7 protein-coding genes and 3 pseudogenes are annotated in these 12,955 nt (G+C 72.2%); 5 read left to right on the forward strand and 5 right to left on the reverse strand.

The genetic code is table 11. The annotated features are described in order from the left end of the window. Positions 1-346 precede the first annotated feature (346 nt). A pseudogene (locus tag IF37_RS44115) lies at positions 347-457 on the reverse strand (IS5/IS1182 family transposase); the annotation flags it as partial. 500 nt (positions 458-957) lie between these two features. Here IF37_RS44115 and IF37_RS0137205 point away from each other — a divergent pair. Both IF37_RS0137205 and IF37_RS0137210 read left to right on the forward strand, forming a co-directional pair. Beyond that, complete coding sequence (locus tag IF37_RS0137205) at positions 958-2,613, forward strand: lectin (RefSeq protein WP_030753699.1); 1,656 nt, start codon at positions 958-960, stop codon at positions 2,611-2,613. A gap of 492 nt (positions 2,614-3,105) precedes the next feature. Then, the gene (locus IF37_RS0137210; protein WP_037858107.1) at positions 3,106-3,588 is read left to right on the forward strand and encodes a hypothetical protein; all 483 of its coding nucleotides are present in this window, start codon (positions 3,106-3,108) and stop codon (positions 3,586-3,588) included. A 42-nt stretch (positions 3,589-3,630) separates the two neighbouring features. Here the strand turns inward: IF37_RS0137210 and IF37_RS0137215 are convergent, their stop codons facing one another. The 4 genes and pseudogenes from IF37_RS0137215 to IF37_RS0137230 form a co-directional block, all read right to left on the reverse strand. Continuing rightward, positions 3,631-6,513 (reverse strand): FAD-binding and (Fe-S)-binding domain-containing protein, encoded by a 2,883-nt coding sequence (locus tag IF37_RS0137215; protein ID WP_030753705.1) that lies wholly within the window; start codon positions 6,511-6,513, stop codon positions 3,631-3,633. 16 nt (positions 6,514-6,529) lie between these two features. Continuing rightward, on the reverse strand, positions 6,530-7,696 hold the full coding sequence (locus IF37_RS0137220) for an anhydro-N-acetylmuramic acid kinase (protein WP_030753708.1): 1,167 nt from the start codon (positions 7,694-7,696) through the stop codon (positions 6,530-6,532). Between the two features lie 123 nt (positions 7,697-7,819). After that, positions 7,820-9,294, reverse strand: a pseudogene (locus tag IF37_RS40195) (sodium:solute symporter). 8 nt (positions 9,295-9,302) lie between these two features. Continuing rightward, complete coding sequence (locus IF37_RS0137230) at positions 9,303-10,301, reverse strand: N-acetylglucosamine kinase (RefSeq protein ID WP_030753711.1); 999 nt, start codon at positions 10,299-10,301, stop codon at positions 9,303-9,305. 227 nt (positions 10,302-10,528) lie between these two features. Here IF37_RS0137230 and IF37_RS0137235 point away from each other — a divergent pair, with 227 nt between their 5' ends. The 3 genes and pseudogenes from IF37_RS0137235 to IF37_RS44120 form a co-directional block, all read left to right on the forward strand. Further along, entirely contained in the window at positions 10,529-11,473 is a 945-nt protein-coding gene (locus tag IF37_RS0137235) for a MurR/RpiR family transcriptional regulator (protein WP_030753714.1), read from the forward strand. A gap of 155 nt (positions 11,474-11,628) precedes the next feature. Further along, a complete protein-coding gene (gene murQ, locus IF37_RS0137240; protein ID WP_030753716.1) occupies positions 11,629-12,525 on the forward strand; it encodes an N-acetylmuramic acid 6-phosphate etherase in 897 nt (298 codons plus the stop codon). A gap of 218 nt (positions 12,526-12,743) precedes the next feature. Continuing rightward, positions 12,744-12,955, forward strand: a pseudogene (locus tag IF37_RS44120) (transposase); the annotation flags it as partial.

Below are 12,955 nucleotides of genomic sequence, written 5' to 3' on the forward strand. Positions count from 1 at the left end.
GTGACGACCAGTGCCGGCGGCAGGTCCCGCAGGCTCCCGGCGGTCGCGCGCAGCGGGGAGACGGTCTCCTCGGCCCGGGTCCGCGGGTCCGGCGCGTACAGGGCGGCCGGGCGCCGGCGCCGGAGGCGACTGCACCGACACGAGTGACCAGCCTGGGACGAGTCGAGCGGGCGAGGGCACCAGCGCCGTCCTGATCCTTGACATTGCGTGCACACTCGGCGGCCGCCGAGCGGTGCGGCGCTTCCGCGGTTCGCCATTTGTGAGGGCCGCGCTGGTCACGGTCACGCTGGACGCACCCGAGGCGCGGGCCCTGGCCGTGCTCCTCAGCCGACGTGACGCCCTCCCCCGACAGGCGCCGCCATCGGGTTCCGAGAGTGCGGCGGTGCTCCCTCAGGCGAGCGGCGAGGAAGCGCAGGGCAGAGCTGGACACGTCGACGCCGGACGGGTAGACAAGCAAGCGAAGCCTCTGGTGGACACGGTTCTCTTGGTCGAAAACCCATCTACCAGGGGCTTCATCTGTCTGTCATCCCAACTTCTCAGCTCACATGGGAGGTTGGAAAGAGCCTCAGTGGACCTGGAGGAGCTCGTTCCGCTAACCTGCATCGCGCTACGAACACAAGACCTGGGGCCCACGAACGGAAGCCGTGGCAGTCGAGGCAGGCCGGACACAAACCGACCTCGAAATCGAAGCCCGAGTGGAACTCGCTTGGAAGCGTCGCGCAACAAGTCCTGAATTGCTTGTCCGGATCTCGACGCCCTTATTCGTGCCGCGACTGCAATTTGCGACCGGAGGCGCACCAGTACAGAATAAGCGGGTCACCCCGCCCCTGACGGAGTGTCTGTTTCATTAGTTGACTTCCAACGTACCGAAATCCGCCTTAGGTGGATGCACTCAGCGTGGTGCGTCAAGTGTGTCCGTGGCTCGCCTTCCCCCCCGCAAGCATTTCGGAGATTCCCATGGCATTGTCACGCCGTACCTTCATCACTGCTGCCGCCAGCGGTTCGGCTGCCCTTGGCCTGTCCTCGCTCGGCCTCGGCGCCGGCACTGCACTCGCCGCCAGCGCTCCCGGCGATGTCGTCGGCAAGGTCACCGTCGGATACCAGGGCTGGTTCGCCTGCCCCGGAGACGGTGCGCCGATCAACGCCTGGTGGCACTACAGCGCCAACGGCAGCCAGCACCCGTCGCCGTCGAACACCACCATCGTGGCCTGGCCGGATGTGCGGGACTTCACCCACACCTACCAGACCGGTTATGCGGCCCTGGGCAATGGCCAGCCCGCCAAAGTCTTCTCGTCCTACGACCAGCAGACAGTCGACACCCACTTCCTGTGGATGCAGCAGAACAACATCGACACCGCCGCCCTCCAGCGGTTCAATCCGGTCGGCGGCGAGGGCCCGACCCGCGACGCCATGGCAGCCAAGGTCCGCAGCGCGGCCGAGTCCCACGGGCGGAAGTTCTACATCATGTACGACGTCAGCGACTGGACGGCCATGCAGTCCGAAATCAAAACGGACTGGACGAACAAGATGAAGGCTTACACCGCATCACCGGCCTACGCCCTGCAGAACGGCAAACCGGTCGTCTGCATCTGGGGTTTCGGCTTCAACGACGACCAGCGCCCCTTCAGCGCTTCCGCCTGCCTCGACGTCGTCAACTGGTTCAAAGACCAGGGGGTGTACCTCATCGGCGGTGTGCCCACGTGGTGGCGAACCGGCGACCGCGACTCGCGCACCGGATTCCTCGACGTTTACCACGCGTTCCACATGCTCTCACCATGGATGGTCGGCCGGATCGGTAACGTTTCCGACGCCGACAACTTCTACAACGTCGCAACGATCCCTGATCTCGCGGACTGCGCCGCGCATGGGATCGACTACCAGCCCTGCGTGCTGCCCGGCGCGGTCACACTGCGCCAGCGTGCCCACGGCGATTTCATGTGGCGACAGTTCTACAACCACGTGCGAGCCGGAGTGCAGAGCGTTTACATCTCGATGTTCGACGAGTTCAACGAGGGCAACCAGATAGCGAAGACAGCCGAGAGCCAGGCATGGGTGCCCACCGATTCCGGCTTCCTCGCCCTCGATGAGGACGGCACGGCCTGCTCCTCGGACTACTACCTGCGTCTCACCGGCGACGGCGGCCGCATGCTGAAGCGTCAGATCCCACTCACCCCCACCCGTCCGACTCAACCCATGACCGGCGCAGGCGGTGGCACAAGCACGGTCATCAGCCTGCGCGCCCGAGCCAACAACCAGTACGTCACCGCAGAGAACGCCGGTGCTGCACCCCTGATCGCCAACCGGGCGGTGGTCGGCCCCTGGGAACAGTTCGACCAGGTCGACGCCGGCGGCGGCAACATCGCACTGCGCGCCCACGCCAATAACCAGTACGTAAGTGCCGAAAACGCCGGCGCGGCAGCACTGGTCGCCAACCGAACTGCCGTCGGTGTGTGGGAGACCTTCCGACTCATCAGAAATGCCAACGGCACTGTCAGCCTGCGCGCACTGGCCAACAACCAGTACGTCAGCGCAGCCAACGCCGGCGCGGATCCGCTGATCGCCAACCGGACAGCCATCAGCACGGGGGAGCAGTTCGATCTGATCACCGCATGACCACAGCCATCGACGCGATTGCACTTAAGGCACTGCCTGCGAGGGACCAGGAGAGAAGCGAATCGACTCTAGGATCGGATCAGGTGTCGAAAGCGCCTATCTGCGGTCCAACTCCTCCCTGCGGAAGTGAGGCACCACCGAGCGCTGCTCTGGCGGAGTTCTGCCGGATCGGGTGTCGGCTGCCTGCAAGGGGAGTCGGTTCGCCGCACAACTGCTGAAGCGAACAAAGGCCCCGTGCCCCCAGCATGACGGCCGGACTCTACGAAACTCGGGGCAGCTCACCCGCTGAACGAGCGCCGCCGCACCGCGGGCGGGGGGCCGCGCGGGCGCGGTGCCGTACACGCGGGGTGTTCCCGCGCCGGCCGCTCTCCGAGAGACGCCGTGCTCCTGGGGCCGCCGACGGCGGCCGCCCGGGAGGGGCGCCTTGCGGCCGGGGGCGGCCCGTCGCCCAAGACGTTGTTCCACGCACTTGCCGGTGCTCTGCCGGCTCTGGTGATTCTCGCCCTGTCCGGCTGCTCTTCCCACTGGGACTGCACCGACACGACCGCGGAGCGCGGTGAGGCCGGTGTCAGGGTGCGGGTCGAGGACACGTCCGGGTGGCCTCTCGGCGTCATCGCCGAGGTCGTCGACTGGCGCCTTGAGCCCCACCCGCAGGTGTCCGACGAAGGAGACCAGGTCCCCTTCCACTACCGCTTCGGCGTCGACGAGGGATCCGGCCCCGCGGTGGACGCCTGCGCGGTCGATGAGGAACGCGTGGCGTTGGGGTGCCGGACGGGCTACTCGGCCGAGGCTTTCGACCCGGACGGTGACCACATGGGCGGCGACTGGCTCACCGTCGAGCGCCCTGACCAGGTTGCCGGAGTCCTGTTGATCCCCAACGACCAGTCCTGCGACGGACGCGCCTGCGAGCAGGACGTCAAGGACGGTGGCGGACCGCATCCTCCGGAACCGGCCGGCGTGGGGGACCGACTGTGAGATGCGGTGCCACCCGGCCGGTGCCGGCCCGCCGGCCGTCCCTCAGGACGTGGCCTCGTCCAGGAGTTCCAGGACGTGCCGGTAGGGGTGGCCCGTGGCCCGGGTCATTCCCAGCTCGCAGGTGCGGTTGCAGGAGGCGTACGCGTCGTACGTGCCCGCGTTCAGCTCGGCGGCCTGGGCGGCGACGGCGGACGCGGTGATCTCCGGGTGCAGCAGGCCCCGGTCCCCGGCGAACGCGCAGCAGCCCCAGTTGTCGGGCACGGTCACCTCGTCGCTCACCGCCGCGGCCACGGCGCGCAGGGCGGTCTCGATGCCGAGGTGCACCGTGGAGCAGGTGGGGTGCAGGGCGAGGCTGCCCAGGCGCCGGGGTGCGGGCAGGGCGGGCAGCAGGTGCTCGGCGGCGAAGACGACGCTGTCGACGAAGCGCAGGGACGCGAAGCGGGCGCGGTCGGACTCCGGCAGGGCTTCGCGCAGTTGGTCCAGGCCGTGCGTGCAGGACGAGGCGTCGCACACCACCGGCAGCCGGCCGTGCCCGCTCGCCTCCCACAGCGCTTCCAGGGTGTGGGCGGCCATGGTGCGGTACCCGGCCGTGTAGCCCTTGGACTGCCAGGGGGTGCCACAGCACAGCCCGTCCAGCCCGGCGGGCACGGTCACGGGAACCCCGGCCCGTGCGCACAGCCGCAGGAAGGCCCCGGCCGCGCCGGCCGCTCCTCCCGGGCTTCCCCCTCCGCCTTCCTCCGGTGCGAAGAGACTGCCGATGCACGCGGCGAAGAACACCGCGCGGGCCCCGGCCGGGTGGTGGGAGGCGGGGCGGGCGGGGCCGCCACGGGGGACGTCGTCGGACCAGGCCGGCACCAGCTCGCCCGCCCCGAGCCGGCGGAGCGCCCCGGTGGCGGAGCGCAGGACGGGGGAGGGGACGGCGTGGGCGGTGTTCAGGGCGGCGCGCACGGCCTTGACCGTGGTCCCCCAGTGCCGGGCCACCGTGTTTCCCGCGCGCTGGGCGACCGCGCCGTGCCGGTCGGCGCGCAGGCGTTTCATCACCGCCCCGGTGTCGATGGTGACCGGGCACGCGGTGACGCACAGGCTGTCGGCGGCGCAACTGTCGACGGCCGCGTAGCCGTAGTCCTCGGACAGCGCCCGCCGTCGCTCCTCGTCACCCGCCGCCGTGGCCAGCGCGATCTCGCGGCGCAGGGCGATGCGCTGCCGCGGGGTCGTGGTGGCGTCGGCGGTGGGGCACACCGGCTCGCAGTAGCCGCACTCGACGCACGCGTCGACGGCGGGGTCGACCTCCGGGATGCTCTTGAGGTTGCGCAGGTGCGCGCTCGCGTCGTCGGCCAGGAGCACACCCGGGTTGAGCACCCCGTGCGGGTCGCACAGCCGTTTCAGCTCGCGCATGACGTCGTACAACTCGTCGCCGTACTGCCGGCGCACGAACGGTGCCATGGCCCGCCCGGTGCCGTGCTCGGCCTTCAGCGTGCCCCCGGCCTCCAGGACGAGGTCGACCATCGCGTCGGTGAACCGGGCGTAGCGCTCGACCTCGGCGGCGGAGTCGAAGTCCTGGGTCAGCATGAAGTGCAGGTTGCCGTCGCGGGCGTGGCCGAAGATCACCGCGTCCTGGTAGCCGTACCGGTCGAAGAGCCCGGTCAGGCCCTCGCAGGTACGGGTCAGCCGGTCCATCGGCACCGCGATGTCCTCCAGCAGCGCGGTGGTGCCGGGGCGGCGCGCGCCCGCGACGGCGGTGTACAGGCCCTTGCGCAGGTGCCAGAGCCGGGCCCGCGGGCGCGGGTCGGCCACGAGCACGGTGTCGCTCACCGTGGGCAGCCGGTCCAGGGCCGCCCGCGCGTCCGCCACCCGCTGCGCCAGCAGCCCGGGGTCCTCCTCGGCGAATTCCACCAGCAGGGCCGCGTGCTGCTCCACGCGCAGGCCGCGCACCTCGTCGACGGGGTCGGGGGACTGCTGGGCCACCCGGAGCGACGCCGCGTCGAGGAGTTCGGCGGTGCGGGCGCCGGCGGCGAGCAGCGCGGGCAGGGCGTCGGTGGCCTCCGCGAGGCCGGGCAGCACCAGCAGACCGGTGGCGGTGTGCGGCAGCAGGGGGACGGTGCGGAAGACGGCCTCCCCGACGAAGCCGAGGGTGCCCTCGCTGCCGATCATCAGGTGGGCGAGGATGTCGGCCGGTTCGTCGTGGTCCAGGAGCGAGTTGAGGCCGTAGCCCATGGTGTTCTTCATCGAGAACAGCCGCTCGACGGTGGCGCGGGACCGGGCCGAACCGCGCACGCGGCTCCGCAGCCGCAGCAGGCCCGCGTGCAGTTCGGGTTCGCGGGCGCGCAGCGCCTGGTCCGCGTCGGGGAGCGCGGTGTCGACCACCGTGCCGGAGGGCAGCACGAACTGGAGGGATTCCATGGTCCGGTAGGCGTTGTCCCGGGTGCCGCAGTTCATGCCGCTGGAGTTGTTGGCGACCAGGCCGCCGATGGTGCAGGCGGACTCGCTGGCCGGGTCGGGGCCGAGCCGGCGTCCGTACCGGGCGAGCCGCGCGTTCACCTGCCGCACGGTCAGCCCCGGCTGCACCCGGACGCGCAGCCCGTCGTCGAGGACCTCGGCGCGGCGCCACGCGCTGCGGACGTCCACGAGGATGCCGTCGCCGCCCGCCTGCCCCGCGAGGCTGGTGCCGCCCGAGCGCAGGGTGAGCGGCAGCCCGGCCGCGCGGGCGCCGGCCATCAGGGCGCCCACCTCGGCCGCGGACACGGCACGCACCACCGCGCGCGGGGTGAACAGATACGGCGAGGCGTCGTGGGCAACGGCGACCCTGCGGGGGACGTCGGTCGTGACCCTGGCCGGGTCGTCGACGCACGCGGACAGCAGCTCGGCCAGGCGGTCGGGCCGGTCCGGCGGGAGCGCGGCGGCGGAGGGGGCGGCGGAGGGGCTCATGGGTCCTCGGGTGGGCTCAGACGATCCGCAGCAGGTGCGGCGGCTGGTCGACGGGTGCGGGCAGGCGCAGCGGCGCCCGGCCGGGGGTGATGCTGCCGAGCAGCGTGGCCCTGGCGGCGCCGGTGGCGGAGGGGTGGGTGCCGGGCAGGCCGTGGACCGTGAGGAAGCCCAGGACGGCGAAGGCCAGGGCCTCCTTGGCGTCGGAGGGCAGCCCGAGGTCGTCGCTGCGGCGCACCGGTACGCCGGGCAGCTCTTCGCCGATCATGCGCATGAGCACCGGGTTGCGGGTGCCGCCGCCGGAGGCGACGAGCTGGGTGACCCCGTGGGCCCGGCAGGCGTCGGCCACGGTCACCGCGGTCAGCCGGGCCAGCGTGGCCAGGACGTCGTCGGTGGCGGGCGTGGGTACGGCGTCCAGCGCCCGCAGCAGGTACGGCAGGTGGAAGTGCTCCTTGCCGGTGGTCTTCGGGGCGGGCCTGCGGTAGTAGGGGTCGGCCAGCAGGAAGCGGAGCAGTTCGGGGCTGACGTTTCCGGCGGCGGCCCGGCGTCCGTCCGCGTCGTAGGCGGCGCCGTCGCCGGTGAAGTGCCGTACGGCCGCGTCGAGCAGGGCGTTGGCGGGGCCGGTGTCGAAGGCCAGCGGCTCGGCGCCGGGCGCGACGACGGTGACGTTGGCGATGCCGCCGAGGTTCAGCGCCGCCGGGGTGCCGGGCAGGGCGCGCAGCAGCAGGGTGTCGGGCAGACCGACCAGCGGGGCGCCCTGACCGCCGGCGGCGACGTCCCTGCTGCGCAGGTCGGAGACGACGGGCAGCCCGGTCCCCTCGGCGATCCAGGCCGGCTGGCCGAGTTGCAGGGTGCCGCGGACGATGCCGTCCTCCACCCAGTGGTGCAGGGTCTGGCCGTGCGAGACCACCAGGTCCGCCGCCCCCGCGCACAGCTCCCGCAGGGCACGCGCCGCCGCTCGGGCGAAGGTCTGCCCGATGCCGCTGTCCAGCGCGCAGACGGCCTGCGTGGTCGTGGCGGCCGGTGGCAGCGTGGCGGCGATCAGGGCGCGCAGGTCGTCGGGGTAGGGCACGGAGAGGTGTCCGAGGGGCCGCAGGAGCAGACTGTCGCCGTCCAGGGTGAGGTCGGCGGCGGCTGCCTCGATGGCGTCGTACGACGTGCCGGACATCAGCCCGATCACCCGCATGGCCCCTCCGGGACCGTCCACCGCCGGCTCGGCGGACGCGGTGCGCTGCGGCTGGGACATGGTGCGTGCCTCCGGGAAGCGTGAGGGAAGGGAGTGGGTGCGGTCCTCGGTCGCCGGCCGGACTCAGTCCTGCCGGACGGCCGCCGTGACCCGCCCCTGGCCGGGGCCGGGGTCGCCGTCGGCCGGCCGGTCGTGCCCGGGTTCGGGGGCGCGGTGGAACAAGCTCATCAGACCGCCGACGACCAGGGTGACCACCACGCCGATCGGCACCAGCCACTGCGCGGCGATGGCCGTCGGCAGGGTGGCGCCGCCCACGGTCACGTCGATCTTCACCTCGCGCACGATGTACGTCATTACGCCGACCGTCACCAGGAACGCCACCACGGAGTCGGCCTCCTTGGCGCGCCGCACGATCCGGCCGAGCAGGAACGCGCCGAGCAGGGCGCCGTAGGTGTAGCCGGCGATGGTCAGGCCGGTGAGGTAGACGTTGCCCGTGCTGGTGCTGAACGCGCAGGCGAAGACCGCCATCAGCGCCGCCCACACCAGCGTCATCACCCGGGCGAGCTTCAGCAGGGACGCCTCGGACGGCGTCGTACGGAAGAAGCTGTGGATGATGTCGGCGACGGTCGAGTTCGACATGGAGTTCAGCGCCGAGGACAGCGAGCCCATCGCCGCGCCGAGGATGCCGGCCACGAGCAGGCCGGAGACCACCACGGGCAGCCCGTGCAGGATGAAGTCCGGGTAGAGGTTGTCGGAGCTGGCCAGACCCAGCTCCTTGAAGCTCTTGCCGTCGTTGTACGCCCACAGCAGCGCGCCCACGAGGGAGAACGCCGCGAACTGCACCGTGACGAAGACACCGGAGGCGATCATCGCCTTCTGGCCGTCGCGCAGGGAGCGGGTGGCCAGGATGCGCTGGACGATGAGCTGGTCGGAGCCGTGACTGGCCATGGCGAATATCGCACCGCCGATGATCGCGGTGGGCAGTGCGAACGGGCTGGTCAGGATGTGCGCGAGGGTGAAGTCCGTGTCGAACAGCTTGAACTCGCCCGCGTGCAGGGCGCGGGAGAAGCCGGCGCCGCCGACGTGCGCGGACAGGACGGCGATGGAGAGGACGGCGCCGCCCAGATAGAGGCCCATCTGGATGGCGTCGGTCCAGATGACCGCCTTGATGCCGCCGAGGTAGGTGTAGACGACGGTGATCACCGTGAGCACGATGATGATGACGCGGTAGCCCGCGTGCACGCCGAACTCGTCGAGCAGCAGCTTGATGGGGATCGCGGAGGCGAACAGCCGCACGCCCTCGGCGAGGAGCCGGGTGAAGACGAAGGTGACCGAGGCCAGCCCCTGGAGTTTCAGCCCGAATCTGGTCCCCAGGTACTGGTAGGCGCTGACGAAGCCGCCCCGCTTGTACAGCGGGATGAGGACGGTGGCGACGACGACGCGTCCGATGACGTAGCCGAGGGCCAGTTCGACGTTGCCGAAGCCCTGCCCGCTGTAGGCGCCGCCTTCGACGTCTTCTGTCGGCCGGCCAGGCGCAGTCCGATCACGGCGATCGCCACCAGGTAGACGACGATCACCACGAGGTCGAGTTGGCGCACGCTCTCTCCTATGCGAGGGCCGGCGGGGAGACCGGCGGGGTGGGGACAGGGGGGAAGGGAACCGTCCGCCGGACGCGGACGACATGGGGCTCGTGCGGCCTGCGGACGTCCAGAGCCAGCAGGCGCGCGCCGTCCAGCGGGTCGCCGAGCGGGGACCGCAGCCGCAGCGGGCGCGGGAAGGCGGCGAGCGTCGAGCGCAGCGGCCCGAGCAGCGGTTCACCGAGGCCGGTGAGTCCGCCGGTGACGGCGACGTCGAGGCCGTCGCCGCCGATCCGGCGGGCCGCAGCGAGCACGGCCTCGCCGAGCGCGGTCCCGGCGTCCCGGACGATCGCCGAGGCCGCGGGGTCGCCCGCCGCGGCCGTGCGCGCGACGTCCGGTGCGAAGGACGCGGCGGTACGGGCGGGATTGCCGTCGCGGCCCAGGGCCAGCGGCAGCCGGTCGGGGTCGCCGAAGCGCTCGGTGGCGGCGGCCAGCAGCGCGGTGTCCGGGCCGCGTCCGTCGTGGGCGCGCAGCGCGGCCCGCAGCCCGGCGGCGCCGATCCAGGCGCCGCTGCCCTCGTCGCCGAGCCAGGGACCCCACCCGTCGACGCGGGCGAACGTGCCGTCGTCCCCGATGCCGACTGCCACCGAGCCGGTGCCGATCGCGAGCACGACGCCGGTACGGCCGCCCAGGGCGCCGGCGTGGGCGGTGACCGCGTCGCTGGTGACGGCCACCTCCTCGGCGGACAGGTCGTCCAGGAGCAGCCCGGCCAGGGCACGGGTCGCGTCCGGTGCGGCGGCGGCTCCCGCCGCGCCCACGCAGACGGCCGACGGCCGGACGGACGGCTCCCGCGCCAGGAGGGGCCGTACGGCGGCGAGCACGGCCGCACGGGCCGTCGTCACCCCGTCGTCGGTGGCGAGCCCGGGGGCGCCGGGCACCTCGTGGACGTCTGGGGCAGGGCCGGCGCCGTCCCACAGCACGGCACGGCAGCCGGTCTTGCCCAGGTCCACCGCGACTGCTGCTGTCATGCGGCACGCCTTCGTGTGTCCAGGGGATCCGTCACGTCGAACGGTCACAGGGTGGCCAGGAGGCCAGTGGCCGGCGCGGATCGCGGTGCAGCGAGTATCAGAAGGCGAACCTCCGGATGTCAATAAGTAACCTCATCGGGTGAGGGCCGTAAATTTTTGACGTACCTTGCGGGGCCTGGTTACTGTGGCGCCACCCAGACGGGCGTTCACCCAGGAGGCAGCGGTCCATGACCGGCCACAAACCACCCCGCACCCCGGCCCGGCCGGCGGACGAATCCCCCGCCGGGACCCTGGCGCGCATCCGCGCGGAACTGCCCGCCATGGCACCGTCGGAACGACGGGTGGCCGACGTCGTCCTGGCCGATCCCGCGCAGGCGTCGGAGCTGTCCATCAGCGCGCTCGGCCGGCGGGCGGACACCTCCGTGGCCACGGTCATGCGCTTCTGCCGGACGATAGGCATCACCAACTACCCCCAGCTGCGCCTCGCCCTCGCCGCCGCCGCGGCCCGCGAACACGCCCTCGACGGCGAGCGCCCGATGCCGAGCACCGACATCAGCGCCACCGACACGCTGAGCGAGATCGTCGAGAAGATCGTCTACAACGAGGTGCGGGCCCTGGAGGACTCCGGGGCCGGGCTGGACATCGACGTCCTGGGCCGTGCGGTGGACGCCGTGGCGGGAGCGCGGCGCATCGACATCTTCGGCGTCGGCGCGAGCGCCTTCGTCGGCCAGGACCTGCACCAGAAGCTGCACCGCATCGGCCACATGGCGTTCATCTGGACCGACCGGCACGCGGCCCTCACCGCGACGGCCCTGCTCGGACCCGGCGACGTGGCCCTCGCGATATCCCACTCCGGGGAGACCGAGGACACCGTGGAGCCGCTTCAGGCCGCCGCCGCACGCGGCGCCACCACCATCGCCCTCACCAACGTCCCCCGCTCCGCGCTGGCCCGCGGCGCGGACCTCGTGCTGACGACCTACGCCCGGGAGACGCCCTTCCGGTCCGGCGCGACCGTCAGCCGCATCGCCCAGCTCGCCGTCGTCGACTGCCTGTTCGTCGGCGTCGCCCAGCGCGGCTTCGACGCCGCGACCGCGGCGCTGCACGAGACCTACGAGGCCGTCCGCCGCCGCAAACCCCCGCAGCCAGGGCGCCGCGCGCAGACCACCGACTGACGACACGCCCGCGCCTTGTTCCGCAACCCCCACCAGCACTCCGGCTCCGCCCCCGCCGGGGGCGCACCCGCCCCTGCCCCCGAGCCCCCGGCTCAGACCCCGAGCCCCCGGCTCGCCCAAGAACCCGCGTACCGCCCAGGAAAGGAAAAGCCGCCATGGACCTCAGCGCTCTCGGCACCGAGACCCGCAACGAGCGGACCGCCGACCTCGACCGCATGCCGGTCGGTGAACTGCTGTCGGTCATGAACGACGAGGACCAGACCGTCGCCCTCGCGGTACGCGGCGCCCTTGCGGAGATCGGCACCGCCGTGGAGGCGATTACCGCGTCCCTGCGCCGGGGCGGACGGCTGATCTACCTCGGCGCCGGCACCAGCGGCCGTATCGGCCTGCTCGACGCCGTCGAGTGCCCCCCGACCTTCGGCACCGCCCCGGAACAGGTGGTGGGCCTGCTCTCCGGCGGCCCCGGCGCGTTCGTCGTCGCGGTGGAGGGCGCCGAGGACGAACCCGAGCGGGCCGCCGCCGACCTCGACGGGATCGGCGTGGATGACCGGGACACGGTCGTCGGGCTCGCCGCCAGCGGCCGTACCCCCTACGTCGTCGGCGGCCTGAAGCACGCCGCCGCCAAGGGCGCGACGACGGTGTCGGTCGCCTGCAACCGCGACGCGGTGATCAGCCGCTACGCCGACATCCCCATCGAGGTCCCCACCGGGCCCGAGATCCTCACCGGGTCCACCCGGCTGAAGGGCGGCACCGCCGAGAAGATGGTGTGCAACATGCTCTCGACCGCCTCCATGGTCCGCCTGGGCAAGGTCTACGGGAACCTCATGGTCGACGTCCGGGCCAGCAACGAGAAGCTGCTCGACCGCGCCCGCCGCATGGTCGTCCAGGCGACCGGCGCGGACCCCGACGCCGCCGCCGAGGCGCTGCGGGCGGCGGGCGGCCACGCCAAGACCGCCATCGTCATGCTCCTCGCCCACTGCACCGCCGAGGAGGCCGCCCGGCGTCTGGAGAAGGCCGGCGGCGACACGCGCACGGCCGTGGCGCAGGCCTGAACCATCACGGAATTGCCTGGATCCGGAGCGGTCGCGCGCCGTGGGCACCGTACGGCGCCGACCCCCGACACCCCCGGAGCCCAGGGAGCAGGCGTGAGGCGTCATCTCACCGCACTAGGGCACGTGGAGGTAGTTACACCGTGTTCCGTCGGTGGGCTCTGGACGGCACGTTCGAGCGGATGCTCCAGGCCGCCCAGGCGAGGGCGGACTGGGCCGGGGACATCGACTGGCTCGTGTCGGTCGACTCCACCGTCGTCCGTGCCCACCAGCATGCTGCGGGGGCCCGAAAAGGGGGCTCCGTCCCCGGGGGCTCGGACGCTCCCGAGGCGGCCTGACCAGCAAGATTCACCTGGCGTGCGACTCCCTGGGACGTCCACTCGCCTTCACCGTCACGGGCGGGAACACCAACGACTGCACCCAGTTCACCGCC

This window comes from Streptomyces sp. NRRL S-31 (assembly GCF_000718775.1).
Taxonomy (GTDB): Bacteria; Actinomycetota; Actinomycetes; order Streptomycetales; family Streptomycetaceae; genus Streptomyces.